This is a genomic window from Rubricoccus marinus, from assembly GCF_002257665.1.
Taxonomy (GTDB): Bacteria; Bacteroidota; Rhodothermia; order Rhodothermales; family Rubricoccaceae; genus Rubricoccus; species Rubricoccus marinus.
The window spans coordinates 2,061,295-2,085,663 of sequence record NZ_MQWB01000001.1 but is presented as its reverse complement, the minus strand read 5'-3'; the positions used below and the strand labels follow the sequence as shown (position 1 = coordinate 2,085,663).

Sequence of the window (24,369 nt, the reverse complement as noted above, 5' to 3'; positions counted from 1 at the left end):
GTGGCCGAGGCACACGAGTCTGACGCCAGAGGCGCTGCCGACGAGGCGGCCTCTGGCGCTGCGCCCGTGCGGCGCATCGCGCACCTCTCGGACGTCCACTTTGGCAAGATCTCGCACCCGGGCGTCGTGGACGCCTTGGTGGAGGAGGTCAACGCCGAGCCGTTCGATCTCGTCGTCGTCTCCGGCGACCTCACGCAGCGCGCGACGCGGCAGCAGTTCACCGACGCGCGCGCGATGCTGGACCGATTCACCGCGCCGGTCCTCGTCGTGCCCGGCAACCACGACGTCCGCGCGTGGTGGCACGACCCGTTCGACCGGGTGTTTCGCTCGGCGAAGCGGTTCAAGAAGTACATCACGGAGGACGTCACGCCGCAGTTCACCACCGGCGGCCTCGCGGTCTTCGGCCTCAACTCCGCGCACGGCCTGACCATCAAGGGAGGCAAGATTCGTCCGCACCACCTGGAGGAAATGGCGGCCTTTTTCGCCCGGCAGGCCGCTGGCGACTTCCGCGTGCTCGTGCTGCACCACCACCTGCTGCGGCTCAACGAACTCGGCGACCACGACATCGCCAGAGGCGCGCGCAACGCGATCGCGGTTGCCGAGGCCTCTGGCGTGGATCTGGTGCTGTGCGGACACCTGCACAGAAGCCACGTCGCGCACGTCGAACTGGCGCCGGACCTGGTCGGCACGCCTGGTCATCGCCTCGTGATCGCGAGCGCGGGGACGGCGACCTCCAGCCGCGGCCGCGGCGACGACCGGCAGACAAACGTGTACAACTGGATCGACGTGAGCCCGGAAGGCTTTACCGTCCAAGAGCGGAAGTACGACGTGCAAACGGGCGGCTTTGAGGAGGCCGAGGTCACGCGGTTTGATCGGACGTAACGGATCAGGAGGGGACCCGTAGGTTCCACTTTCCCCGCGCTCCGATGTCCGACTTCTCGCCCGACGCCGACCGGCCTACACCCGACGCCTCGCCGTCTGGCCTGACGACGCCTCTGGCGCCAGAGGCCAGCGCCTCCGATGGGTTCGACCAAAGCGAGCAAAACAGGAGCAAAGAGACGCCAGCCGTCCCCGCCGAAGTTGTAGAGCCTGCGGTGGTAGAGGCACCCCCGGAGCTCATCGGTGCGCCAGAGGCTCGCGATGCGGATACTGCAACGCCGGAAGACGCTCAACGCGCGGCCGAGCGCCCGGTCGATCCCGAGTCGCCCGAGCGGAGAGAGTTGGAGGCCTCGCCGTCCTCGCGATGCTTGAACTGCCAGGCGGAGTTGCCGGGGGCGTACTGCCCAGCCTGCGGCCAGAAAGATCAGCCGCTTCGGCAGCCAGTCCATCGGTACATGGTGGAGGCGCTCTCGGAATACCTCGGCCTCGACGGCCGTGTGTGGCCTACGCTGGGCGCGTTGCTGTTTAGGCCGGGGCGCTTAACCAAGGCGTACGTCCTCGGCCGGAGGCAGCAGTACGTGCGCCCGCTGCGCATCTACATCACCGCCAGCCTGTTCTTCTTCTTCCTGCTCGCCCTTATCGACCCGATCGGCAAGCTGAGAAACAACGTCGACAGCCCGTCCTCGGCGGATTCCACCATGACTGCGGCGGCGTATCTGGTATCTCTTGATCAGGCGATCGAAGAGGAAGAGGACGACATCGCCAGGCAGAGAGCCGTGGTCGACTCGCTACGTGGACTCATTCTCCTCAGCAACGGGCAGGATTCCATTGCGACGGCAAGTTCTGGAATGGTGAGCGTCGAGTCGCTTCAGAGTGACGTCGAGGACGAGGAGGACGAGTTGGCCGCGATGTCGAGCTCCACGTTCGACCGGAGGCTGCAGACGCAGAAGGCGATGGTCGCCTCCATGAATCCGGACAGCTTGGTTCGTCCGAGCGATGTGCAGCAGGCGGCTGAGATTATCGTCCCCCGCGAGACGAACATCAGGCTCGGGCCAGACTGGATGGTCGGGAGCGAGAGCGTGCGGCGACTCAAAAACGCCCGGACCTCTCAGCAGCAACAGGATGCAGGATGGGCATTCGGCCGCGAAGCCATCGGTCGCCTTCCGACCGTCGTGTTTTTGCTCCTGCCGTTTTTCGCGCTGTTCATGAAGTTGCTGTACGCGCGCCGCGGCTGGTACTACGCCGAGCACCTCGTCTTTGCGCTACACGTCCACGCGTTCGCGTTCGTCGTATTCAGCGTCTACGCCGTCATGATCTGGGCCTCTGGCGGAGCGGCGGCCGTCTCGCTGATCGGCTCCATCTTACTCCTCGCCATCCCCGTGTATTTCCTCGTCGCGCAAAAGCGCGTGTACGCTCAGGGCTGGGTGAAGACGCTCGTCAAGGCGTATCTGCTGAGCTGGCTGTACGGCTTCGCTCTGTTTGGCGGGGCCATCCTGGCGGTCGTTCTCGCGGCCGTCGTCGGGTAAGCCTCTGGCGCCAGAGGCCGGAGTTCAAACATAAACGGGGCGCCCCCCGGAGGAGGCGCCCCGCAGCGCCAAACGCCGGAGGCGCTTAGGCGGTGGCTGTCACGCGCGGGCCCGCTTCGCGGACCGCCTCGGAGACGTTGGCGGCGTACTTCTCGAAGTTGTCCGCGAACATCTGCGCGAGCTGTCCCGCCTTCTCGTCGTAGTCCTCGCCAGAGGCCCACGTGTTGCGAGGCACGAGCACATCGCTGGGGACGCCTTCGATGGCGTTGGGGATGGCCAGGCCGAAAACGGGGTCCTCGGTGGTCGGCACGTTGTCCAGCTCGCCGGAAAGGGCGGCGTCCAGCATGCGGCGCGTGAGGGCCAACTTCATGCGTGAGCCCGTCCCGTACGGTCCGCCGGTCCAACCCGTGTTGACGAGGAAGACGCGGGCGTCGTGCTCGCGGATCTTCTCGCCGAGCATCTCGGCGTACGCGCTGGGCGGACGCACCATGAACGGCTCGCCGAAGCACGCCGAGAACGTCGCCTTGGGCTCCGTCACACCGCGCTCGGTCCCGGCGACCTTCGCGGTGTAACCACTCAGGAAGTGGTACATCGCCTGCTCCGGCGTCAGCTTCGAGATGGGGGGCAACACGCCGAACGCGTCGGCCGTGAGGAAGACGACGGTTTCAGGCTGGCCACCCTGGCCGTTCTCGCTCGCGTTCGGGATCCGGTAGATCGGGTAGGAGATGCGGGTGTTCTCCGTGATCGTGCCGTCATCGAAGTCGATGGAGCGGTCCTCGCGAAGGATCACGTTTTCGACGAGCGTGCCGAACTGCTTGGTGGTGTTGTAGATCTCGGGCTCGCCCTCTGGCGAGAGCCGGATGGCCTTGGCATAGCATCCGCCCTCGAAGTTGAACACGCCGTGGTCGCTCCAGCCGTGCTCGTCGTCGCCGATGAGCGTGCGGGACGCGTCGGCGGAGAGGGTCGTCTTGCCCGTCCCAGAGAGGCCGAAGAAGACTGCCGTGTTGGAGCCGTCTGTGGCTTCGTTGGCCGAGCAGTGCATGGGGAGCACGCCCTTGGCCGGAAGCACGAAGTTGAGCGCCGAGAAGATGGACTTCTTGATCTCGCCCGCGTAGTGCGTGCCTCCGATGAGCACGAGGCCGCGGGAGAGGTGCAGCGTGACGAACGTGGAGGAGTTCAACTCCTGCACCTTGTCCGGCTTCGCGTTGAAGTCGCACAGGTCGACCACGGTGTAATCCGGGTCGAAGTCCTCCGTGCTCTCGCCGTCGGCGGGGCGGAGAAACATGTTGTAGGCGAACAGGCTGTGCCATGCCTCTTCGGTAATCACGCGGACCTTGACGCGGTAGCGCGGATCGGCGCCGGCGTAGCAATCGCGCACGAAGAGCGTGCGGCCTCTGGCGTACCGGCCCATCTCCTTGAGGAGGTGGTCAAAGGAGTCCTCAGAGATCGGGACGTTGGTTTTGCCCCAGCCGACCTCGCTTTCCGTGCCGGGCTCCCGGACGACGAAGCGGTCGTTGGGCGAGCGGCCGGTGTGGGGGTCCGTCCGGGTCGCCAGAGGCCCGTCGGCGACGAGCCGACCTTCGCCGCGGCGGACGGCGAGCTCGACGAGCCGGGCGGGCGGGAGGTTATAGTAAAGGGTTTCGGAGCCACCGAGGCCGAGGGAGTCAAGGTGGCGGAGGAGCGAGTCGGGCGCGTGCATAGCCGCTGGGACGTGCGAAAAAAGAGGAGTTCGGAAGCGCTTCCGAACTGACGGAAATCAGCTCCGCCAGAGGCCGCAGAAGATACGTCGGGTACGTGAAAGGACCCGGAAGAGGCGGTGAGGGACACGGTATCTTGATTCGACACGTTTCACCGGCGTCCCGCCCTCCACTCGGTCTATGTCTGTTCGCTTCTCCTCGGCCCTCGCGGCGCTCCTCTTCCTCGCTGCGCCTCTGGCGAGCGCGCAATCGCTCCCCATCCAACTCGACCTCGACACGGCGAGCTACCTCTACGGCGACGGCGAGTCCATCCTGGAGATCTACGTCTCGGTGGGGGTCCATACGCTGACGTTTGTACAAGAGGGGGATGGGTACGCCGCGCAGGTGCCCGTCGCGCTGTCCGTCTTGCCTGCCGCCAGCGGCGCGCCCGGCGGCGCCTCTCGCGCCCCCGTGTTCGAGCAGATGCTCGACCTCCGGTTCCAGGTGGCGGACACGTTGCTGCTTCAGAGCGGCCGCGAGTACGTGGAGCAGGTCCGCACGACGCTGCCTCCGGGCGAGTACGACGTGGTCGCCCGCGTCGCTCCCAACGCTCAGGCCGAGCGCGCCGAGCTCGAACTCCGCGCCAACGACGTTGTAGTGCCGAACTACGAGGACACCCGGTCTCCGTCGGTGTCTACGGTTCAGCTCGCGTCCTCTATCTCTCGCGCGGAAGAGGGTGCCACGAACTTCGTGAAGAGCGGCCTGGAGGTGCAGCCCAACCCGACGGGCGTGTTCGCGATGAACGCCGAGGGCGTGGGAATGCGCAGCGTGCCGTACTACGCTGAGATCTACGGTGTGGACTCATCCGTGAGCGACGAGAATTACACGGTGCTCGCGTACCTCTCGCAGTCGGACCGCGCGAACCCGCTCGACGGCTACCAGCAGCGGAGCCAGCGTCCCGTTCGCCCGGTGGACGTGATCGTCGGTCGCTTCGACATCTCCAAGCTGCCGACCGGGGCGTACTACCTCCGCATCGCGGCACTTAACGCGTCCAACGAGCCGGTGGCCGAGCGTAGCCAGAAGCTGTACATCGTCAACCCGACGGTTGAGCAGCCGAACCTGTACACCAGCGGGCAGGACTTCGAGATGGTGCTCTTCGCGGGCATGAGCCAGGAGGAGGTGGACCTCGAACTCAAGCAGGTCTCGATCCTCGCCAACGGACGCGAGCAGTCCACTGCGCGCAGCCTGACGGACCTAGACGCCAAGCGGAACTTCCTCGCCGCGTTCTGGAGGGACCGGGACGAGGACGCCAACCCGAACATCAACAGCGCGCGGCGCACCTTCCTTCAGCGCTTGAACGTCGCGCGGGACCGCTACAGCGAGCCGCTGGTCACCGAGGGCGAGGTCAGCGAGCGCGGCCGCGTGTTCGTCAAGTACGGCCCGCCGACGTCGGTTGACTCGCAGCCGTTCGGGCAGGACACCGTGCCGTACGTCGTGTGGCGCTACGAGAACGTGCCGGGCAACGGGCAGTCCGTCTTCGTGTTCGCGGACAGCTACTCCAGTGGCCGGTTCGAGCTTATCCACTCCGACGTGACCGGAGAGGTCAGCCAGCCGGATTGGCAGGAAGAGCTGACGCGGATGTCGATCCGCAACTAGGACGCATGGAGGACCAGGCCTCAGGCGTCGCCCGCGTGCTTCTCGCGGGCGGCGTCGCGCTCGTTCCGGCCGAGGGCGTCTACGGCTTGGTCGCCGACGCCCGTCGCCCCGATGCCGTCGCACGGATTCGGACGCTCAAGGGCCGCGACGCCGCTAAGCCCATGCTGGGATTGATCCGCCTCTGGCGAGACGCCGAGGCTTGGGCCGAGTCGATACCCACGTGGGCGGCCCAACTGGAGGAAGACGCGTTGCCCGTCACGCTCCTGCTCCGCGCCACGAACGGGGCGCCAGAGGCGCTCGTCGGCCCCGAGGGCCTGATCGGTCTCCGCGTACCCGCCGACCCGTTCGGGCGCGCCCTCGTTGATGCGCTGGGCGCTCCGGTGGTGTCGACGTCGGCTAACCTCTCGGGCGAGCCTGCGGCGACGCGCGTTGAGGACGTGCCGCTGGCGGTGCGCCAGAGGCTGGACGCTACCGTCGACGGCGGGCCTCTGGCGGGGGCGCCGAGTTCCATCGTGCGGTGGGAAGGCCGCGAGGCGGACGGCGCCCGCGCCGAGATCGTCCGCGAAGGCGCCGTGGATCGCGCGACGCTCGAACGCCTGATGGGGAGGTAGCCCGCCCCTAGCGGGTATCTTCGCGGCTCTCTTTCCAGATCCGCCACTATGGCTACCGCTCGCATCGCCTCCCTCGCCGACCACGTCGGCCAGACCGTTACGCTCCAGGGGTGGCTCTACAATCAGCGCGGCTCCAAAGCCCTGGCGTTTCTCGAAGTCCGCGACGGCAGCGGCATCGTGCAGGTCGTCGTGAGCGAGGAGGAGGTCTCGCCAGAGGCCTGGCAGGCTGTGCAGGACGCGACGCAGGAAAGCGGCATCGAGATCACGGGCGAGGTCGTGGAGGACGCGCGCCAGACCGGCGGCGTCGAGGTGCGGGCCTCTGGCGTGACGCTCGTGAGCCAAGCCGAGCCGTACCCGATCACGCCGAAGGAGCACGGCGTCGAGTTCCTCATGGACCGCCGGCACCTGTGGTTGCGCAGCAAGCGGCAGTGGGCCATCGCACGCGTGCGCAACCGCGTCATCATGGCCATCCACGGCTACTTCCAGGAGGATGGGTTCATCCAGATGGACGCGCCGATCCTGACCGGCAACGCCGTGGAGGGGACCAGCACGCTGTTCGAGTTGGACTACTTCGAGGAGCCGGCCTACCTCACGCAGTCTGGCCAACTCCACGGCGAGGCCATGGCGATGGCGCACGGTAAGGTGTACACCTTTGGCCCGACGTTCCGCGCCGAGAAGTCCAAGACCCGCCGCCACCTGACCGAGTTCTGGATGATTGAGCCCGAGATGGCCTTCCACGACCTCGCGATGAACATGGAGGTCGCCGAGGGCCTCTTGCGCCACATCACGCAAGAGGTCATCGACACGTGCGCCGAGGAACTCGAGATCCTGGAGCGCGATGTGAAGGCGCTGCGACCCAGCCTGGATGGGCCGTACCCGCGCCTCTCGTACTCCGAGGCCGTGGACCTGCTCACGTCGGACGAGACGCAGACGATGCTCCAGGCCGAACTGGATGCTCGGACGGAGGAGAAGTCGGCGCTGGACGCTGAGCGCGATGCCGATCAGGCCGCCTACGGGCAGGCGAAAAAAGGCGAGAAGCGCCGCATCGACTCGCGCCGCATCGAGATCGACAAGCGCCTCGCGCAGGTGGAAGAGGACCTCCGCAACCTGCCCAAGTGGATGGAGAGCGCTAGGTCGTTCGAGTGGGGCGCCGACTTCGGCGGCTCCGACGAGACCGTGATCACCAAGCACTTCCGCACCCCGATCATCGTCCACCGCTACCCGGCGGTCGTCAAGGCGTTCTACATGAAGCGCGATCCCGAAGACAACCGCTTGGCGCTGGGCATGGACGTGCTCGCGCCCGAGGGCTACGGCGAGATCATCGGCGGCGGCGAGCGCGCGACGGACCTGCAGTTCCTGCGCGATCAGATCGCGCTCCACGGGCTGCCGGAGAGCGCGTTCGATTGGTACCTCGACCTCCGCCGCTACGGCTCGGTCCCGCACGCGGGCTTCGGGCTCGGGCTGGAGCGGACCGTCTCGTGGATGTGCGGCTTGCACCACCTCCGCGAGGCCATCCCGTTCCCGCGCCTGATCGGTCGCCTGCACCCGTAGCGCCACCTCTGCGCCAGAGGCCTCAACCCGGGAGGCCTCTGGCGCGTGGCTAAGGAACGCGTCGCGCGGCGGCCTCCGCCTCTGGCGCGGCGGCCGGGGTAGCTTGGGGCACACTCCGGTACAGGTATGCCTCGCTCTCTCTGGATCGCGCTGTTCGCGCTGCTCCTCGCGGCCCCCGCCCGCGCCCAGTTCACGCTCTCGGTCCCCGATACCGCCCGCGTGCTAACCGTCTCCGGCCTCGGCCGCGCGTCCGCCGACGCCGACCGCGCGGTCCTGCGCATCGCCTTCGAGACCGAAGGCGAGACCATCGACGAGGCGATCCAAAAGCACGAGCAGGAGGTCGACCGCGTGCAGGCGCTCCTGAAAGCCTCTGGCATCGCAGACGACGACATCAAGCTGGAACGGGCATCAGTCGGCCCAGCGGGTGGCGGGATGCGCTACGAGTCTCTACGCCCTGGTGACAGCGAGCAGACGTTTACCGCGAGCCGCATCCTCGTCGTCGGCGTTGACGACTTGGACAGCGTGCCGCGTCTCATGGGTGAGATCGTGCGCAACGACGACGACGACCTCCTGGACATCCAGCGCCGAAACGTGGACGTCCGCTACACCCTTCAGGCGCCAGAGGCCTTGGAGGCGGAGGCGCTCCGCATGGCCGTCGCGAAGGCGCGCGAGCGCGCGGAGATGATCGCCGAGATGGCGGGCGTCCGACTCGGTGACGTGACGAGCGTGTCCGAAGGCGGCGGCTCGCTTTTCGGCATGGACCCGCGCGCGGCGGCGATGATGAACGATAACGGCTCGGGCCTGACCGATGGCGAGTACGTGGTCACGTCGGCCGTAGTCGTCACGTTTCGGATCCGATGAGCGACGCACGCCGGACGCGACCTTATGCGTCTCTGGCGGTGCCGGACGAGGACCGCGTGGACCGCGCCAGAGGCTTTTTCGAGCAGATGGACGCGCGGCGCTCGGTCCGCGAGTTCTCGGATCGTCCGGTCCCGCGCGAGTTGATCGAGTGGGCGATCCGCACGGCCAGCACGGCGCCTAGTGGCGCGCACAAGCAGCCGTGGACGTGGGCCGTCATCTCCAGCGCGGAGCTCAAGGCGAAGATCCGCGAGGCCGCCGAGCAGGAAGAAAAGGCCTTCTACAATGGCCGCGCCAGCGACGAGTGGCTAGAGGCCCTCGCGCCGCTCGGGACCGACTGGGAAAAGCCGTTCCTGACAACCGCGCCGTGGATCGTGGTCTTGTTCGCGCAACGCTTCGGCGTGAAGGAGGACGGCTCGCGGGAGAAGTTCTACTACGTGCAGGAAAGCGTGGGCATCGCGGCGGGCCTGTTCATCGCGGCGCTCCACCAGATGGGCCTCGCCACGCTCACGCACACGCCGAGCCCGATGGGCTTCTTGCGCGACGTGCTCGGCCGTCCCTCCAACGAGGCGGCCACGATCCTTTTTCCCGTCGGTTTCCCGGCCGAGAGCGCCGAGGTACCCGTCCTGGAGCGCAAGCCTCTGGCGGACGTCTCGGTCTGGTTCGAGGACTGAGCCTCTGGCGCCAGAGGCCTATCCTGCCGTGTACTTTGGGGCACCACGCCTCAAGTGGACCCGTTCCCGCTCTGCCGCTGCGACCTCGCCGCCGTTTTGACGCTTCCTGATTTTGCCCGGCCGGCCCTGAAGTGGTCCGGATTCGCGCTGTACGCCGCTGCGCTCCTGATGCTGGCAACCGGCGTCGTGGTGGCGGTTCTCTATGGCGCGGAGGTCATCCTCGACGCGCTCTTTCCTGCGCTCGGTCTTGCCATTGCCGGAACAGCTCTGATTGGGTTGTCGAGCCTCCTGTCTGAAATCGCCCATTTACGCGAGGACATCGCAGCGATGGGGCGCCGCGAGGTGGCGGATGGACACGACGAGCCGCTGCCTGCGGAGTAGGGAACTCGCCGCAACGACGAGCCGCTCTAGAGGTCCGGCATGGCTCTGATGCTGTACCCCTGAGCGTTTCCGACCTGCTCTGTGAGAGCGCTTTGAGTCGCCACAGGCCTCTGGCGTTATACCCGCGCCAGCACCCAGTCCGCGACCGCGTCGATCACTTCGTCGCGCTCCGGCTCGTTCATCGTCTCGTGCCGTAGCCCGCGCCAGAGGCGCAGCGTGGCGTCCGACGCCGGGCATGCTTCCACGAGGCGCGAGCTTCCAGAGGGAAGCGTGATCGTGTCGTCGGTCCCGTGGAACGCGTAGAGCGGAGCGGTAAAGGCCTCCGGCGTCGCTGCCAGTTGTTTGGCCGCGTGGAGGAGTTCGTAGCCCGTCCGCGCTTGCACGCCCGCGTTGGTCACGAGCGGGTCGGCGGCGTACCGCTCGCCTACCTGCGGGTCTCGCGAGAGCGCGCTGCGGTCCAGCTTCGTCACGCGCATGCGCGGGAACCGTTTGGCGACGAACGGCGCCGCGACCGAGAGGACCGCGTTGACTGGGGGGAGCGCCAGTGCAGGCGAGGAGAGGATCAGCCCCGCAAACGCGCTGTGGTCGCGAGAGGCCCACCACGAGGCGGCGACGAGGCCACCCATCGAGTGACCCATCAGAAACGCGGGCACGTCGAGGCCTCTGGCGGAGACGACTCCCATCAGTCGGTCCAGATCGGTCCGGTACTCCTCGAACGCGTCGATCTCACCGCGGCCGCCTTCGGACTGCCCGTGCCCCCGGAGGTCGAGCGCGAACACCTCGATGCCTTTCAGCATCAGCCGCGAGGCCACGTACGCGTATCGACCGCTATGCTCGTGAATGCCGTGGACGAGCACGATCCGCGCGCGGACCTCGGAGCCGGGCGCGTCGGGGCGCCAGTGGCGCCAGAACAGGGCGGGGGAGGCGTCGGCGAGGGTGCCGGTCGTGTGCGTCATGGGAACGGGTGGGGGGCGCGAGGATACCACGGTCCCCGCCTCTCCACGCCATGCTGATCCTCGAAGCGTCGCCAGAAACCTCGGACCTTCTCGCCTTTGTAGACGAGAGTGTCCGCAACCTCCAGCAGTCGGGCGCCGAGCCCAGGACCATCCTCGTGGGGCCGCTGGCGTACGAACGGTTGCGCGAGGCCGTCGCGGCGCGGTTCGGGCGCGAGAACCAGCACGTGGAGCAGGTGCAGTGGTTGAGCGTCGTGATCGACCCCGGCCGCGAGGACCGCATCTGTGTTCTCCCCACCGTCCGCGAGACGGCCGACGGCGCCCGACTTGAAACGGTGTGAGGAGGCGCGCGACCTGATTTGTTCCGCCAGAGGCCCGTTCTCCCACCTCGGCCTCTGGCGTGCCGACTGACCGCGCATTCATCTCCCGCGCCCAGCCCCCGCCACTCCACCCCGCCTGAAGCACGCGCCGCCGATCTTCCAGTCCCCAGTCCCCAGTCCCCAGTCCCATGAAAGCCACCTGGAACGGAGTCACGCTCGCAGAGAGCGACGAAACCGTCGTCGTCGAAGGCAACCACTACTTCCCCCCGCAGTCGCTGAACGAGGAGTACTTCCACCCGAGCGACCACCAGACGACGTGCCCCTGGAAGGGCGTCGCGAGCTACAAGAGCCTGCTCGTAGACGGGCAGCGCAACGAGAACGCGGCGTGGTACTACCCCGAGCCGAAAGAGGCCGCGTCCGAGATCAAGGACCACGTCGCCTTCTGGAAGGGCGTCGACGTGACGGCCTGACGCCAGAGGCGGTGAAAGCCTCTGGCGCGCAACCGCTTGCGGCGGCGCCAGAGGCGCGGCGTGCGATCTCCACTTGAGACCCGGCGGGGGGGAGCCGATACTGCGGACATGAACGGGCCCCGCATCTACACTCTGCCTGCTCCCGTCCGGGACCAGAAGCGCGGCGACGCGCTCCTGTCGTTCGTGCGCGAGATCCTGCCGCACCGGCGCTCCCTCACCGGCGAGGGCCTGCGCCAAACGCTGGACGCCATCGGCGAGCGCGTACCGCTCCAGATCCGGGAGGTGTTCAGCGGCACGCCCATTCTGGACTGGGAGGCTCCCGCCGAGTGGCAGGTCCACACCGCGCGCCTCAGCTTGCCGGACGGACGCTGCGTCGTGGATTGGGCGGACAACCCGCTCCATCTGGTCCAGTACTCCGGGCCGCGTCAGGCGCGGATGCCTCTGGCGGAACTCAAGCCGCACCTCCACACGATCCCCGAGCGCCCCGACTGGATCCCGTACCGCACCGCGTACTGGACCGACGACTGGGGCTTCTGCCTGCGCCAGAGGACGCTGGACGCCCTCGAAGCCGAGATCGGCCCAGACGGCGAGGTGGACGTGTTTATCGACTCGCGCCTCACGGACGGCGCGATGAGCATCGCCGAGTGCCGCATCGAAGGGCGAAGCGACCGGGAGATCCTGGTCTCGGCGCACGCCTGCCACCCGGCGCTCGCCAACGACAACGCGAGCGCGCTCGCCGTCGCCACATTCGCCGCCGAAGCGCTCGCGCAAGCCGACGGGCTGCGGCACTCCATCCGGTTCATCTTTGGGCCGGGAACGGTCGGCGCGCTGGCGTGGCTGGCGGCCAACCCCAGCGCGCGCAAAACCGTCGCGGCCGGGCTCGTGCTCGCCAACCTCGGCGACCGCGGTGACTTCGTGTACAAGCGCACGCGCGCGGGCACGCTCGGCGAGCCTCTGGCGGTGGACCGCGCCGTCGAGGCCGTGCTGCCTGATGCGGAGATTCGCCCGTTTGAACCGTTCGGCTACGACGAGCGGCAGTTCAACAGCCCTGGCTTCAACCTCCCGGTCGGGCGCCTCACGCGCACGCCGCACGGCGAGTACCCCGAGTACCACACCTCCGCCGACGACCTCTCGTTGCTCACGCCGGAGTCCCTCGAAGGCTCGCTCGACGCCGTTCTCGCCATTATCCACGCGCTCGACGGCAATGAGCGCTACCTCGCGACGCGCCCCTACGGCGAGCCCATGCTGGGCCGCTACGGCCTCTACGACCCCGTCGGTGGCAAAGCGCTCGCGCCAGAGGCCCAGCGTGCCGCCCTGTGGCTACTCAATCTCTCGGACGGCTACCACGACCTTCTGGACGTGACCGCCAAGAGCGGCCTGCCGTTCGCCGCCGTCCGCGAAGCCGCCGACCGGCTCCTAGCGGCGCACCTTCTCGCGCCCGCTCCCCACGACCCCGCCTCTGGCGCCGATGACGCCTCCTGACCTCCGCCGCTACACCCGCTCGCGCGCGCATCAAGTCCGCGCCCACGCCCTCATCCCGGGTGGCGCGCACACGTATGCCAAAGGCGACGACCAGATGCCTGAGCACATGCCGGTCGTGGTCGCCAGAGGCGAGGGCTGCCGCGTGTGGGACGTGGACGGCAACGAGTACATCGAGTACGGCATGGGCCTGCGCGCCGTCACGCTGGGCCACGCCGAGCCGCGCGTCAATAAAGCGGCCCGCCGCGCGATGGACGACGGCCTCAACTTTACGCGCCCGGCCGCTATCGAACTGGAGGCTGCGGAGATCCTGGCCGACCTGATCCCGAGTGCCGAGCGCGTCAAGTTCTGCAAGGACGGATCCTCGGCGACGACCGCCGCGGTTAAGCTCGCGCGAGCGGCCACAGGCCGAGACCTCGTCGCGGTCTGTGACGCGCACCCGTTCCTCTCGCAAGACGACTGGTTTATCGGCACCACGCCCATGGACGCGGGGATTCCGCAGGCCGTGAAAGACCTCACGGTCTCGTTCCCCTATGGAGACGCCAGCGCCCTCCAGGCGCTTTTCGACGCGCACCCTGGCCAGATCGCTTGCGTGATCATGGAGGCCACGCGCGACGAATTGGACCCGACGGCGTACCTCCGTGAGGTTCGCGAGGTCTGTTCCCGCGAAGGCGCCGTGTTCGTGCTCGACGAGATGATCACGGGCTTCCGCTGGCACGCCAGAGGCGCCGGGTGCCTGTTCGACGTGCAGCCCGACCTCGCGACGTTCGGCAAGGCGCTCGCCAACGGCTTCTCCGCCTCGGCGCTTGTCGGCCGCGCCGAGATCATGGACCTGGGCGGCTTCCAGGCCTCTGGCGACCGCGTGTTCCTGCTCTCCGCCACGCACGGCGCCGAGACCGTCGCGCTGGGTGCGGCCATCGAGACGCTCCGCATCTGCCGCGACGAAGACGTGGCGGGCCAGCTTCACCGCCAGGGCGCGCGTCTGCGCGAAGGCGTGGCTCAGGTCGTGGACCACATGAAGCTGCAGGGCCACTTCGGGACCGCCGGGCGCGACTGCAACCTCGTCTTCTACACCCGCGATGGAGCGGGCGAAGGCAGCCAACCGTTCCGAACGCTGTTCCTCCAGGAGTGCATCCGGCGCGGGCTTCTGGCGCCCAGCTTCGTGGTCTCCACCGCCCACACCGACAGCGCCATCGATCGCACGGTCGAGATCGTGGCCGAAGCGCTCGTGCCCTACGCTCAAGCCCTCGACGCCGGCTCCGTTGACGGTTTCCTCGTCGGCCGCCCGGTCCAGCCCGTTTTCAGAAAGAGAGTCGGCACGGTCTGGACCTCCGGCGCGCCGTCCCCGATCGCGCCAGAGGCCCCTGGCGCCGAACACCCGGCCTCTGGCGCTGGCGCCCCCACACCAGGCACGCCTGCCCCTCCGACGCCCGTTTCCGACTCGACACCCACGCACTCATGAAAGTCGTCCTCTTCTGCGGCGGTGAAGGCATGCGCATCCGCGACCACTCCGGTCCGCTGCCCAAACCGATGGTCTGCATCGGCTACCGACCGATCCTCTGGCACGTGATGAAGTACTACGCCCACTACGGGCATAAGGACTTCATCCTCTGCCTGGGCCACGGCGCCGACCACATCAAGCGCTACTTCGTGGACTACGACGAGACGGTGAGCAACGACTTCGTGATGGAGGCCGGCGGCAAGGTGGACCTGCTCCAATCCGACATCCACGACTGGCGCATCACGTTCGTGGACACCGGCATGAAGTCCAACGTCGGCGAGCGGCTGCAAGCTGTGCGCCCGTTCCTGAAAGGGGAGGAGTGGTTTCTCGCCAACTACGCCGACGGCGTGACCTCGGCGCCGCTGGGCGAGATGATCGACTTCGCGAAGGCGAGCGGCCGCGCCGCCACGTTTTTGGGCGTGCAGCCCAACTACACCAGCCACGTCGTCCGCAGTGACGCCGACGGCAACGTGCTGGGAATCGAGCACGTGACCGAGATCGGGCTCCGCATCAACGGCGGGTTTTTCGTGCTCAACGAGCGCGTCTTCGACTACATGCAGCCCGGCGACGACTTGATGGGCGACCCCGCGCACCGCATGACGGCTGCTGGGGAGCTGGGCACGTTCATGCACAACGGCTTCTGGGCCTGCATGGACACGTTCAAGGAAAAGCAGCTCCTCGAAGACATCCACAGTGGAGGCGGCGCCCCGTGGGAGGTCTGGAGCCACGACCCGCCCTACACCGGCGATGGCGCGTCTCCCGCAGTGTCCGCCTCTGGCGCCGCGCCACAGGCGCCCATCCCCGCGCCAGAGGCTTAGATGTTCGACCTCGCCCCCGGACTCGGTCGCGACGAGCCGCTCCGCCTCCTCGCTCTCGGCGCCCACGCCGACGACATCGAGATCGGGGCGGGGGGGACCGTGATGCGGCTCCTGGCTGAACGGCCGCGAACCGAAGTGACGTGGGCCGTGCTGACGGGCAACGAACTCCGTGACCGCGAGGCCGCCGAGAGCGCGCAGGCTTTGCTCAAGGACGCCTCTGGCGTGACGATCGAGAACGGCCGGTTCCGCGACGGGCACCTGCCCGCGTCGCTAACCGAGGTCAAGGAATGGGCGCAGGCGAGGCTCGGCGCCGTCAAGCCGCATCTTGTCCTGACCACGGGGTTGTTCGACCGGCATCAGGATCATCGGCTTACGGCTGAACTGGCTTGGCAAACATTCCGGGGGGCGACCATCACAGAAGTAGAGATCCCCAAATGGGACGGCGACACGTTGCGCCCCAACGCATTTGTTCGGTTGTCTGACGTTCAGGCAGAAGCGAAGGTGGCGCACTTGATGTCGCACTTTCCCTCGCAACAGTCCAAAGGCTGGTACGACGCCGACACGTTCCGCGCGACGCTTCGCCTGCGCGGGATCGAGGCTGGGTGCCGGTGGGCGGAGGCGTTCACGTGCCGCAAACTCGCGTGGTAACGCGAGCTACACGAACAGCCCGGAGCCTCTGGCGCCAGAAACTGGTGGCTCTCGTCGCGTTCCTGCTGATTGCGATGCTCGGCGGCTGCGGGGAACCCGAGCCCGTCCAGATCATCCGGTCGGCGTCGTTCAGCGCGGAACCCACGGCGCCTCAGGCCGAGGTTTCCGGGCGGGTGTTCGTCGTGGATCAGGCGCACCCGCGTGCCAGCGACCGCAACCCCGGGTCGGCGGACCTGCCGTGGCTCACGATCTCGCGTGCGACCGTTCCGGGCACTCTCGCGCCGGGCGATACGGTGGAGATCCACGAGGGCGTATATCGCGAGAGTATTGAGCCGCGCGAGGGCGGACGCCGCGGCGCCCGCATCACGTTCCGCGCCGCCAGAGGCGAGACGGTCGTCGTCACTGGCGCCGATCCATCGGCCGACGGGTGGGCGGACCTCGGAGGCGGCCTCTGGCGACGCGCGTGGACAGGGCCGGGCCTGCCGAGCTACAACGAAAGCCGTGTGTTCCGCCGCGAACTGGTCGTGGCCTCTGGCGAGGTGCTTCGTCCTGCGTCATCCCGGGACGACATCCCAGCCGGCACGTTCTGGGCCGAAGGCCCGCCCGAGGCTCCTGTCGCGATCGTCGCGCGCTTTCCAGCAGGGCGCGCGCCAGAGGCCTCAGGCGTGGAGATCGCGACGCGCTCGCGTCTGTTCTGGCCGACGGGTGCCGACCCGTACGTGGAGTGCGGCGATTCGACGACGCCCGGGTACTTCCACCTTCAGGGCCTCACGTTCCGGCACGCCTCCAACCTCGCGCAGAAGGGCGCCGTGTGTGCTGGCAGCCGCGGCTCCATCATGGACCGGGTGCGGGTGGAGTGGACCAACGGGCGCGGGATCGACGGCTCCGGCGTAGACCACGTGTTCCGCCGCTCCACCGCCGATTACAACGGCCAGATGGGGTGGGGCGCCTCGTGCACGAACTGCCTTTGGGTGGACACCCAGGCGGTCGGCAACAACTGGAAGGGCTACGACATGTTCTGGGAGGCTGGGGGCGGCAAGTGGACGCGCACGCGCGGCACAGTTATCCGCCGCCACACCTCTCGCGACAACGACGGCCCCGGCATCTGGCTCGATATCGACAACGCCGACAACACCGTCGAGGCGAGCACCTCTACGGGAGATCTGGGTGCGGGCATCATGCTAGAGTTCGAGACGGTCCGCACGCTCGTGCAGCACAACGTCGTTCGCGGTACGCGATGGAGCGTGTGGACCGGGACTGGCATTCTGAGCCAGGCCGCGAGCCACAACGTGCTGCTCCACAACTCGATCACAGGCAACGAGGGAAGCGGCATCTGGCTCCGCTTGGACCCGCTCCGCCGCGCGCCCGACGGCGACACGTGGGTGATCGGCAACGTGGTCCGTGGCAACCTCACCCGAGGCGACGTGGAAGCCCGCGAGATCTCCACCGAGGGCCTGGACGCCGCGAACGTGCGCTCCTACCGCTTCGCCGCCAACGCGATCGGGCGTGTGGCCTCTGGCGACCCCGTGTTGCGCGCCACGTTTTTCGTGCACCCGACCGCCAGAGGCGACTACCGCGGCTCGGACCTTGCCGACTGGCGGCGATGGGTACGCGACGATGGGAGCGCGTTGGGCGAGGCGCGCGTGGCCGTTACCCCTCTGGCGCTCCCGGCTGCAGGCGCACGCGAAGCCCCCGCACGGTGGGCGGAGTCGTCGGGCGCCGCGCCAGAGGCGGTCGGCCTGTAGCCTCTGGCGCCAGAGGCCGCGGCGGTTGGGAACCACGACGGAGCGCGAGGCGAACTTGCGGCATGTCCGATCCCCACACGCTTTCTGACCGCCTCGCCTTCATCCGTGACCGGATCGGGGACGCCTGCGCCCGCGCTGGACGCGATCCCAGCGAGGTGACGCTTATCGCCGTCACCAAAACGCACGGCCTGGACGTGCTTCGCGACGCGCTCGGCGCCGGCCTTACGGATCTCGGCGAGAACCGCGTAGGGGAGTTGGTCGAAAAGGCCGATGCGCTAGCGGACGCCTCGGGCGGTGCGCCGACGTGGCACTTTATCGGCAGCCTGCAGCGCAACAAGGCCCGCGACGTGGCCGAGCGCGCCGACCTCTTCCACGCGCTCGACAGCCCCCGCCTCGCGAAAGAACTCAACAAGCGCGCCTCTGGCGCGGGCCGCGTGCTCCGCTGCCTCGTGCAGGTCAACATCTCGGGCGAGGACTCCAAGCACGGCGTCGCGCCTGAGGCGTTGCCCGAACTGCTGGAGCGCGCTCAGGCATTCGAGTCGCTCAACGTGTGCGGCCTGATGGGGATGGCCGAGCCCGCCGCGCCAGAGGACCTGGACCGGATCGTGCGGCCCCAGTTTGCGCGCCTGCGGCACCTCGCAGAAACCGGCCTCTGGCGCGAGGCACCGCTGCTCTCGATGGGCATGAGCGGCGACTTCGAAACGGCCATCGAGGAGGGCGCCACGCACGTCCGGTTAGGCCGCGTTCTCTTCGGCGCCAGAGGCTGAGCCCAGCGCGCCTGCGCCTACCGTAGCTTGTCCTCCACCGGTCCCGCCTCACTCGGTACCCATCCGGCCGTGCCCGTGCCCGATGGTTTCGTCGTCAACAGAAGCCTTTCGCCATGCTTTCGCCTCGCGACATCCGCAACCTCAAGAACTCGTTCAAGAAGAAGAGCTTTGGGGGTGGTTACGACACCCAGGACGTGGACCAGCACCTCGCCTCGCTTGCCGAGCGGTGGGAGTCCGTCCTGGACGACCGGCGCCACGCCGAGGAGAAGGTCGAGGAACTGGAGGGCAAGCTCCAACACTACGAAAAGGTGGAATTGGCCCTGCAGGAGGCCTTGGAGACCGCTCGCGACACCGCTCGCCGGACCGAGGAATCCGCCGACCGCAAGGCCCGGCTGATCGTGGAAGAGGCTGAGCTCCGCGCGCAACGCATTATCCAGGAAGCCGAAAACGAGCGCTACGGGCTCCGGCAAGACCTCGCGACGTTGACCAACCGGCAGACCGAAGTGGCGGCGCGGCTGCGTGGCTTCCTAATGTCGGAGCTGGAGATCCTGGCGCAGTTCCAGGGCGAGGACCCCGTCGGCTTTATAAAGCTCGTGGCGCCCGAGCGCTCCCAGAGCGAGCGCAGCCTGGAGGCGCCCATCGACTCGCACCGACTCGCGGCAGCCATCGGGGACGATGAGCCCGCAACTCCCCCGACGTCTGCGCAGCCAGATCAGGACGACGACGCCTCGCCAGAGGCCGACTACCCCAGCGACTTCGCCTCTGGCGCCGACGACTTCGACTTCGATGCCGGCTTCGACGTGGAGGACGCCGAGGAGCCGACCACCGTGGACCTCTCCGAGTTCGACGCCGCCGACGAGGCGACTATCGCGATGTCGGGCGGCGCGCCCGAGGACGTGGAGGAGACCACGCCCAAGCCGTCGGTCCCGAGCAGCCCGTGGCCCGACACCGAAACGGCCGTACCCCCGCCGAACCCGTGGGGTATCACACCGGCCGATCCTGCCTCTGGCGACGACAGCCCGCCGCCCGCGCCCGGCCCCGACCTCTCGACGCCGCCCGCGGCTCCCGGCTGGTCCTCGCCCGTTGCGTCGTTCCCGCCCACCTCGGGCTCCGACGCGCCAGAGGCGCCTACCTCCAGCGACGCCCCCAACGGGTGGAGCCTCCGCTCGCTCGTGACCGGCGAGAGCGACGCGACGGCCTCCGGCTCCCAAGCCGAGCGCGACAAGATCCGCCGCATCCTCGACGACCTCGACTGAGCCGGCCCTCTCCGCCTGCCTCGCGAGCCTCTGGCGACAGGGGCTCGCTCTGTTTCCCGCTTATCCCGCATGTCTGTGCTCTCCTCCGACGATCTCACCCGCCCCGTCCACACCGCTACCGAGTCCCTGCGCCAGACGCTCGGTGATCACTCCGCGCGCATCGGCCTGATTCTGGGGACCGGCCTGGGCCGGTTGGCGGAGGAGATCGAGGTGAGCCACAGCATCGGCTACGAGGAGATTCCAGATATGCCGGTTTCGACGGTGGAGAGCCATCACGGCAAGCTCCTGGCGGGCACGCTGCGCGGCGTCCCGGTTCTCGCGATGCAGGGCCGGTTCCACCTGTACGAAGGCTACAGCGCGCACGAGATCACGCGGCCGGTCCGCATCCTCAAAGAGCTGGGCGTGGACACTCTGCTGATCTCGAACGCGGCCGGCGGCATGAACCCGCTCTATCGCCGCGCCGACCTGATGCTGCTGACCGACCACATCAACCTGCAGGGCGTCAATCCGCTGACGGGCCCGAATGTGGACACGTGGGGCCCGCGCTTCCCGGACATGAGCGAGCCGTACGACCTTGACCTGCGCGACATGGCGGAGGCCGCCGCTCTCGCTAGGGGCATCCGGCTTCAGCAAGGCGTGTACGTCGCCGTGGAGGGGCCGAACCTGGAAACCCGCGCCGAGTACCGTTTTCTCCGCACGATCGGCGCCGACGCTGTCGGCATGAGCACGGTCCCAGAGGTCATCGTCGCGAAGCACATGGGGCTCCGCTGCATGGCGATCTCGGTCATCACCGACGAGTGCTTCCCGGACGCCCTGGAGCCGGTCAGCATCGCGGACGTGCTCAAGGCCGCTGGCGAAGCGGAGCCCCGGCTCACGCAGCTCATCGGCGACGTGGTGGAGAAGATCGGCGCCGAGTAAAGCGCGTTGGCCTCTGGCGCCCCTGAATGCGCCCGGCGTGAAACGCCTCGCGAGGGAGGAAGTAGGACAGGGACCTCATCTCCAACCCCTCTCCCTATGGCTTTCGAGCTTCCCGACCTCCCCTACAGCTACGACGCCCTGGAACCCCACATCGACGAGCAGACGATGCGGATTCACCACGGCAAGCACCACGCGGGCTACACCACCAAGCTGAACGCGGCGCTGGAAGGCACCGAGTGGGCCGATCAGCCCATCGAAGAGACCCTCGCCAACCTCGACGCGCTTCCCGAGGACAAGCAGACCGCGGTCCGCAACAACGGCGGCGGCTTTCTCAACCACGGCATCTTCTGGACCACGATGAGCCCGAGTGGTGGCGGCGAGCCAACCGGCGACCTCGCGAAGGCCATCGACGAGGCCTTTGGCTCGTTCGACGCCTTCAAGGAGAAGTTCTCCGAGGCCGCTAAGGGCCAGTTCGGCTCCGGCTGGGCGTGGCTCGAACTCGCCTCCGATGGCTCGCTCCAGGTCCACGGACATGCGAACCAGAACAACCCGGTGATGCACGGCGCCAAGCCGATCATCGGCCTCGACGTGTGGGAGCACGCGTACTACCTCAAGTACCAGAACAAGCGCCCCGACTACGTCTCGGCGTGGTGGAACGTCGTCAACTGGGACGAAGCCGACCGCCGCTACCGCAGCTACAACGCGCAGTAGCTCGCCGGCCTCTGGCGCCAGAGGCGCGCGCGACGCATTGGGCGGTCTCTCCAGAGGCCGCCCTTTTTTGTGCGCCGGCTAGGCGGCGACGAGCGCTTCGGCCATCCAGAGCGCGCCGCGGACGGGCGGCGGCGGATCGGCCTCGATGGCCCAGCCAGGTAGGTGGCGGTCCAGCGCGCTGGTAAGCGCCGCACGGTAGACGGGCTCGCCGGAGAGGCCGCCTACAAGCGCGAGGCGGTGCGTGAGCGTATCCGCCACGCGCGTCGCGAGCCACCCGGCCTGTTGCCCGAGTGCGTTGGTCTCGCGCATAAGCGCCTGCTCGGCCACCCAGTCGCCGGCCTCGCACGCCGCCAGCAGAACGGGCGCGAACGACGCCAGAGGCCTGTTGGCTTCGTAGACGACATGGACCACGTCGGCGGCGGAATGGAGGTCTTCGCTTTCGGCGAACCGTTCGGTTAGCGCGGTGGGAGGGCCCCCGTCGAACGCCGCAAGCGTGGCGCGAACGGCGGCGCGGCCAAGCGCGGTCCCGCTCCCGTCGTCGCCCAGGCGCGAGCCCCAGCCCCCGGCGCGGACCATCTCGCCTTCTTCGGTACGCCCGAACAGCACCGAACCGGTCCCGACGACGAGCACAGCGCCGCTGCCGCCTTCCCACGCCGCGTCCAGGGCGATGTGCGCGTCGTGGACCACGCGAACGGTGACGTCGGTCCCCAGCGAAGCCGCCAGGGAGAACTCCAACTGCGACCGCTCGGGCTCGCGCCCGGCTCCGGCCACGCCGGCACAGACCGACGAGACGGCGGCGCCCCCGGCTTCGCCAGAGGCTTCGCGGACGATTTCCGCGAGGGTGCGGGCCGCCGCGTCCGTCCCGTCGCGGAGGACGTTCGTTCCCGGCCCGGTGAGCGTGAACTCGCGAGAGCCCAGGCGCGCGTGGGCCGCCGTTTTGGTGCCACCGGCGTCGAGGCCGATAACGAGAGAAGGATCAGCAGTCATCATCGAGCGGGAACGAGCCGGAGAACGGGGGCCTCTGGCGAAGACCGACGCCAGAGGCGGCGCAAAACGGGGTCCCGGCCATCGCGCGGAGCGCCGCGGCTGACCGAGGGGCGAAGCGTGACGACATCGTCGCCAGAGGCCCACATAGAGAACACGGCGGGTCCGGGCGGGCCTTCCAGCACGAGCGACCCGGCAGGCACGAGCGCGCTGGGATGCCCGCCGGTCCGTGACGCCAGAGGCGCGTACGTCCCGGTGGAACTGCCGAGGATGGGGTACCGGAGGTCGCCGACGAGGCGGTCCCAGTTCCAGGTGCCCGCACGTGGGCCGAGCGAGTCCCGCAGCGTGGCGAGGCCGAGGCGCAGCGTCTGCTTGATGAGGATGGAGTCCGCCCGCTGGCGGAGGTCGGCGTCGCGGCCGAAGACCTTTCGCTGCGCGTCGATCCACGCCTCCGCGATGGTGGGGGCGACGGCCTCTGGCGTGTACTGGCCGTCCCAGCCGCGTAGGAACGCGTAGGCGTCTTGGAGATCGAGGCTCAGCGAGTCGCGGTTGCCGAGCGCGCGCACGAGGCGCCGCGCGTCGAGAGCAGCCCAGGGACTGCCGAGGTCTGTCGCGAAGGCCTCTGGCGAGAGCGCCGGGCGCTGCTCGGCGAGTGTGGCGAGCCGCGGCGCTGCAAGGGCCGACGTGGGGTGCGCGCCGGCGAACGTCCAGCCAGAATCCCGGGAGGAGACGACCGGCGAGCCTAGAACGCTCGCGCGGCCGCCTGAGACCGTGAGGCCGTCGCCGCGGAACAGGCGGAACGCGGGGGCGCGGCTAGCGAGAAGCGCGCGGAACGCGCCCACATCCGAGACCGGCTGGAAGCCGGTCCAGCGGAGCCTCAGGCCGGCGTCTTCCAGTTCCGGCTCGGCCAGGACCGGCTGGCCGCTGTCCGCGTCGATGGCGAGCGTGTCGCGCGGCGCATTGGTCGGCGCGCGGAGGACGAGCCCCTGGCGGTTGCGGAGGATCTCGATAAGGCGCTCGTCGCCGTCGCGGTCCACGAGGCGGCTAAAGACGGGTGGCGGCGTGGCGCTCGTGTCGGGCGAGATCGTGGCGTCCGAGGTGAGGAAGACGGACCAGGCGTTTGCGCCAGAGGCCAGGATCAGCGTGCCCGGGACGGTTCCGACGGTGCGAGCCCGCCCGCCCAGGCTCAGCCTCGCGCCGACGAGCAGGGGAAGGGCGGAGGCGCCGTACGGTTGGTGCGAGACCAGCGTGAGTCCCTCAGAGGTGTTCGCGGTGTAAGCCCGTGCATGCTCCAGGCCGCCCAGCGCGAGGGCATCGCGGAACAGGGAGTCCGCATGCGCGAAGTCCCGCTGCGCGGTGCTTTCGCCAGAGGCTCCGGCGGCGCGCGCCTCGGGCGAGGTGCCCAGCCACGCCACCATGCGCTCGATGGCAAGCGCGTGCCACGGCTCCCACGACGCGATGTCAACGCCCAGGCGCACGAACTCGTCGCGCTCTGCTACGGCGGCGTCGTCGAACGCGAGGCGGACGCCTCTGGCATAGGCATCGACCGCCGCGCGGTCCTCGTCGGGAAGGGCAGCGTAGGCCTCTCGCGCGAGCGCGCCGAAGCCGAGCTGGCGGGCGTGCCGGTCCACCTCCAGCGCTTCGGTTCCAACCCACGCGGAGAGCGAACCCAGGGCCGCCTGGCGCCAGAGCGCCACCGACCATCCGTAATCGGCGGTGTGGGCGTATCCGAGCCCGGTCCAGAGCGCCGTCTCGCTATCGGCGTCCACCGCAACCCCGGCGTCGGGCGACCAACTCACGCGCGATTCCGCGTCCAGGCCGGCCACCTCGACCGTTCCGTCTCGCTGCGCCTCAGGCCCGTACGCGAGCAGCGCCAGCGCCCCGACAAGGAGGAGAACGCCGAGGAGGGCGACGCCGAGGAAAAGAAAAACGCGCGACACGAAGGCGGAGGAAGGAGAGGGAAGCTAGCCAGTGAGGCGAAGCGAGG

Annotated in this window: 23 protein-coding genes; 19 read left to right on the top strand and 4 right to left on the bottom strand. The window is 68.5% G+C overall.

Going from position 1 to position 24,369, the window contains the following annotated elements; all coding sequences use genetic code 11:
• Both BSZ36_RS08765 and BSZ36_RS08760 read left to right on the top strand, forming a co-directional pair.
• Complete coding sequence (locus tag BSZ36_RS08765; RefSeq protein ID WP_218827618.1) at positions 1–882, top strand: metallophosphoesterase family protein; 882 nt, start codon at positions 1–3, stop codon at positions 880–882.
• A gap of 44 nt (positions 883–926) precedes the next feature.
• Positions 927–2,405, top strand: coding sequence for a DUF3667 domain-containing protein (locus BSZ36_RS08760; RefSeq protein WP_094547976.1), 1,479 nt, complete (start codon positions 927–929; stop codon positions 2,403–2,405).
• Between the two features lie 85 nt (positions 2,406–2,490).
• On the opposite strand, the gene pckA is transcribed toward BSZ36_RS08760, so the two are convergent.
• Positions 2,491–4,104, bottom strand: a complete 1,614-nt coding sequence (pckA, locus tag BSZ36_RS08755) for a phosphoenolpyruvate carboxykinase (ATP) (protein WP_094547974.1) — start codon at positions 4,102–4,104, stop codon at positions 2,491–2,493.
• Positions 4,105–4,282: 178 nt separating this feature from the next.
• Between pckA and BSZ36_RS08750 the strand changes: the two genes are divergently transcribed.
• The 6 genes from BSZ36_RS08750 (at position 4,283) to BSZ36_RS08725 (ending at position 9,812) form a co-directional block, all read left to right on the top strand.
• Complete coding sequence (locus BSZ36_RS08750; protein WP_094547971.1) at positions 4,283–5,737, top strand: GWxTD domain-containing protein; 1,455 nt, start codon at positions 4,283–4,285, stop codon at positions 5,735–5,737.
• A 5-nt stretch (positions 5,738–5,742) separates the two neighbouring features.
• Positions 5,743–6,348: an L-threonylcarbamoyladenylate synthase gene (locus BSZ36_RS08745; protein ID WP_094547969.1), complete on the top strand. Its 606-nt coding sequence runs from the start codon at positions 5,743–5,745 to the stop codon at positions 6,346–6,348.
• A gap of 48 nt (positions 6,349–6,396) precedes the next feature.
• The gene (locus BSZ36_RS08740; RefSeq protein ID WP_094547966.1) at positions 6,397–7,899 is read left to right on the top strand and encodes an asparagine--tRNA ligase; all 1,503 of its coding nucleotides are present in this window, start codon (positions 6,397–6,399) and stop codon (positions 7,897–7,899) included.
• A 126-nt stretch (positions 7,900–8,025) separates the two neighbouring features.
• Entirely contained in the window at positions 8,026–8,760 is a 735-nt protein-coding gene (locus tag BSZ36_RS08735; protein ID WP_094547964.1) for an SIMPL domain-containing protein, read from the top strand.
• Positions 8,757–9,431: a nitroreductase family protein gene (locus BSZ36_RS08730; protein WP_094547961.1), complete on the top strand. Its 675-nt coding sequence runs from the start codon at positions 8,757–8,759 to the stop codon at positions 9,429–9,431. The genes BSZ36_RS08735 and BSZ36_RS08730 overlap by 4 nt, the downstream gene beginning before the upstream one ends.
• A 54-nt stretch (positions 9,432–9,485) precedes the next feature.
• Positions 9,486–9,812 carry a hypothetical protein gene (locus BSZ36_RS08725; RefSeq protein ID WP_094547958.1) on the top strand — a complete coding sequence of 109 codons (327 nt, stop codon included), beginning with the start codon at positions 9,486–9,488 and terminating at the stop codon, positions 9,810–9,812.
• 116 nt (positions 9,813–9,928) lie between these two features.
• Here BSZ36_RS08725 and BSZ36_RS19350 read toward each other — a convergent pair whose 3' ends face one another.
• Positions 9,929–10,768: an alpha/beta hydrolase gene (locus BSZ36_RS19350; protein ID WP_179271101.1), complete on the bottom strand. Its 840-nt coding sequence runs from the start codon at positions 10,766–10,768 to the stop codon at positions 9,929–9,931.
• A 50-nt stretch (positions 10,769–10,818) separates the two neighbouring features.
• On the opposite strand from BSZ36_RS19350, the gene BSZ36_RS19345 reads away from it, so the two are divergent.
• The 11 genes from BSZ36_RS19345 (at position 10,819) to BSZ36_RS08670 (ending at position 21,398) form a co-directional block, all read left to right on the top strand.
• Positions 10,819–11,106 (top strand): family 4C encapsulin nanocompartment shell protein, encoded by a 288-nt coding sequence (locus BSZ36_RS19345; protein WP_179271100.1) that lies wholly within the window; start codon positions 10,819–10,821, stop codon positions 11,104–11,106.
• Between the two features lie 167 nt (positions 11,107–11,273).
• Positions 11,274–11,555, top strand: coding sequence for a DUF427 domain-containing protein (locus BSZ36_RS08715; protein ID WP_094547954.1), 282 nt, complete (start codon positions 11,274–11,276; stop codon positions 11,553–11,555).
• 108 nt (positions 11,556–11,663) lie between these two features.
• A complete protein-coding gene (locus BSZ36_RS08710; protein WP_094547952.1) occupies positions 11,664–13,037 on the top strand; it encodes a DUF4910 domain-containing protein in 1,374 nt (457 codons plus the stop codon).
• Positions 13,024–14,496, top strand: a complete 1,473-nt coding sequence (locus tag BSZ36_RS08705) for a glutamate-1-semialdehyde 2,1-aminomutase (protein WP_094547950.1) — start codon at positions 13,024–13,026, stop codon at positions 14,494–14,496. Before BSZ36_RS08710 ends, BSZ36_RS08705 begins: the two co-directional genes overlap by 14 nt.
• Complete coding sequence (locus BSZ36_RS08700; RefSeq protein ID WP_179271099.1) at positions 14,493–15,353, top strand: sugar phosphate nucleotidyltransferase; 861 nt, start codon at positions 14,493–14,495, stop codon at positions 15,351–15,353. Before BSZ36_RS08705 ends, BSZ36_RS08700 begins: the two co-directional genes overlap by 4 nt.
• A complete protein-coding gene (locus tag BSZ36_RS08695; RefSeq protein ID WP_094547948.1) occupies positions 15,354–16,001 on the top strand; it encodes a PIG-L deacetylase family protein in 648 nt (215 codons plus the stop codon).
• 44 nt (positions 16,002–16,045) lie between these two features.
• Entirely contained in the window at positions 16,046–17,746 is a 1,701-nt protein-coding gene (locus BSZ36_RS08690) for a right-handed parallel beta-helix repeat-containing protein (RefSeq protein WP_094547946.1), read from the top strand.
• Between the two features lie 62 nt (positions 17,747–17,808).
• Positions 17,809–18,513 (top strand): YggS family pyridoxal phosphate-dependent enzyme, encoded by a 705-nt coding sequence (locus tag BSZ36_RS08685; RefSeq protein ID WP_094547944.1) that lies wholly within the window; start codon positions 17,809–17,811, stop codon positions 18,511–18,513.
• Positions 18,514–18,626: 113 nt separating this feature from the next.
• On the top strand, positions 18,627–19,769 hold the full coding sequence (locus tag BSZ36_RS08680) for a DivIVA domain-containing protein (RefSeq protein WP_094547942.1): 1,143 nt from the start codon (positions 18,627–18,629) through the stop codon (positions 19,767–19,769).
• 69 nt (positions 19,770–19,838) lie between these two features.
• Entirely contained in the window at positions 19,839–20,687 is an 849-nt protein-coding gene (locus BSZ36_RS08675; RefSeq protein WP_094547940.1) for a purine-nucleoside phosphorylase, read from the top strand.
• Positions 20,688–20,783: 96 nt separating this feature from the next.
• Positions 20,784–21,398, top strand: a complete 615-nt coding sequence (locus tag BSZ36_RS08670; RefSeq protein WP_094547938.1) for a superoxide dismutase — start codon at positions 20,784–20,786, stop codon at positions 21,396–21,398.
• A 78-nt stretch (positions 21,399–21,476) separates the two neighbouring features.
• Here the strand turns inward: BSZ36_RS08670 and BSZ36_RS08665 are convergent, their stop codons facing one another.
• Together BSZ36_RS08665 and BSZ36_RS08660 are read right to left on the bottom strand one after the other, a co-directional pair.
• Positions 21,477–22,388, bottom strand: coding sequence for a BadF/BadG/BcrA/BcrD ATPase family protein (locus BSZ36_RS08665; protein WP_094547936.1), 912 nt, complete (start codon positions 22,386–22,388; stop codon positions 21,477–21,479).
• Entirely contained in the window at positions 22,385–24,322 is a 1,938-nt protein-coding gene (locus BSZ36_RS08660) for a penicillin acylase family protein (protein WP_094547934.1), read from the bottom strand. The genes BSZ36_RS08665 and BSZ36_RS08660 overlap by 4 nt, the downstream gene beginning before the upstream one ends.
• Positions 24,323–24,369: the final 47 nt, after the last annotated feature.

Coding starts and splice junctions, on each gene's coding strand:
- BSZ36_RS08695 (WP_094547948.1), top strand. CDS start 15,354: ATGTTCGACCTCGCCCCCGGACTCGGTCGCGACGAGCCGCTCCGCCTC.
- BSZ36_RS08750 (WP_094547971.1), top strand. CDS start 4,283: ATGTCTGTTCGCTTCTCCTCGGCCCTCGCGGCGCTCCTCTTCCTCGCT.
- BSZ36_RS08760 (WP_094547976.1), top strand. CDS start 927: ATGTCCGACTTCTCGCCCGACGCCGACCGGCCTACACCCGACGCCTCG.
- BSZ36_RS19350 (WP_179271101.1), bottom strand. CDS start 10,768: ATGACGCACACGACCGGCACCCTCGCCGACGCCTCCCCCGCCCTGTTC.
- BSZ36_RS08675 (WP_094547940.1), top strand. CDS start 19,839: ATGTCTGTGCTCTCCTCCGACGATCTCACCCGCCCCGTCCACACCGCT.
- BSZ36_RS08710 (WP_094547952.1), top strand. CDS start 11,664: ATGAACGGGCCCCGCATCTACACTCTGCCTGCTCCCGTCCGGGACCAG.
- BSZ36_RS08735 (WP_094547964.1), top strand. CDS start 8,026: ATGCCTCGCTCTCTCTGGATCGCGCTGTTCGCGCTGCTCCTCGCGGCC.
- BSZ36_RS08715 (WP_094547954.1), top strand. CDS start 11,274: ATGAAAGCCACCTGGAACGGAGTCACGCTCGCAGAGAGCGACGAAACC.
- BSZ36_RS08670 (WP_094547938.1), top strand. CDS start 20,784: ATGGCTTTCGAGCTTCCCGACCTCCCCTACAGCTACGACGCCCTGGAA.
- BSZ36_RS08740 (WP_094547966.1), top strand. CDS start 6,397: ATGGCTACCGCTCGCATCGCCTCCCTCGCCGACCACGTCGGCCAGACC.
- BSZ36_RS08685 (WP_094547944.1), top strand. CDS start 17,809: ATGTCCGATCCCCACACGCTTTCTGACCGCCTCGCCTTCATCCGTGAC.
- BSZ36_RS08700 (WP_179271099.1), top strand. CDS start 14,493: ATGAAAGTCGTCCTCTTCTGCGGCGGTGAAGGCATGCGCATCCGCGAC.
- BSZ36_RS08680 (WP_094547942.1), top strand. CDS start 18,627: ATGCTTTCGCCTCGCGACATCCGCAACCTCAAGAACTCGTTCAAGAAG.
- BSZ36_RS08730 (WP_094547961.1), top strand. CDS start 8,757: ATGAGCGACGCACGCCGGACGCGACCTTATGCGTCTCTGGCGGTGCCG.
- BSZ36_RS08745 (WP_094547969.1), top strand. CDS start 5,743: ATGGAGGACCAGGCCTCAGGCGTCGCCCGCGTGCTTCTCGCGGGCGGC.
- BSZ36_RS08665 (WP_094547936.1), bottom strand. CDS start 22,388: ATGATGACTGCTGATCCTTCTCTCGTTATCGGCCTCGACGCCGGTGGC.
- BSZ36_RS08705 (WP_094547950.1), top strand. CDS start 13,024: ATGACGCCTCCTGACCTCCGCCGCTACACCCGCTCGCGCGCGCATCAA.
- BSZ36_RS19345 (WP_179271100.1), top strand. CDS start 10,819: ATGCTGATCCTCGAAGCGTCGCCAGAAACCTCGGACCTTCTCGCCTTT.
- pckA (WP_094547974.1), bottom strand. CDS start 4,104: ATGCACGCGCCCGACTCGCTCCTCCGCCACCTTGACTCCCTCGGCCTC.